Origin of the sequence: Enterobacter sp. UNJFSC 003 (assembly GCF_036903355.1) — a bacterium.
GTDB lineage: Bacteria > Pseudomonadota > Gammaproteobacteria > Enterobacterales > Enterobacteriaceae > Enterobacter.
The window spans coordinates 1-373 of the sequence record NZ_JBAKHK010000057.1 but is presented as its reverse complement, the minus strand read 5'-3'; the positions used below and the strand labels follow the sequence as shown (position 1 = coordinate 373).

Here is a 373-nt window from a genome sequence, read left to right as displayed (position 1 = left end):
TCAAAGATTGTTGGCAAAAAAATTCAGATGATGATACTGACGTTAACGTGATCAAATCATGCCTGCGACAAGAATACAATCTCGTCGATGCGCAATTAAATAAAGCCTATGGTGAAGCTTATCGTTATATAGAACAAGTGCCACGCACAGGTGTAAAAAAACCTGATACCGAACAACTTAACTTGCTTAAAAAATCACAGCGAGCCTGGCTGGATTTTAGGGACAAAGAATGTGAATTAATCCTTTCAAATGAGGACGTTCAGGATTTAAGTGACCCTTATTCTGAATCAGAATGGCTCTCATGTATGATCATACAGACCAATACGCGAACTCGCCAGTTGCAGCTATACCGTAACTCTGAAGATTTTTATCC

1 protein-coding gene is annotated in these 373 nt (G+C 39.1%); it reads left to right on the top strand.

The window, feature by feature from the left end; genetic code table 11:
- Nucleotides 1-373: lysozyme inhibitor LprI family protein (locus tag V5P19_RS23055; RefSeq protein ID WP_334407848.1), on the top strand; the 373-nt coding region annotated here is incomplete at both ends.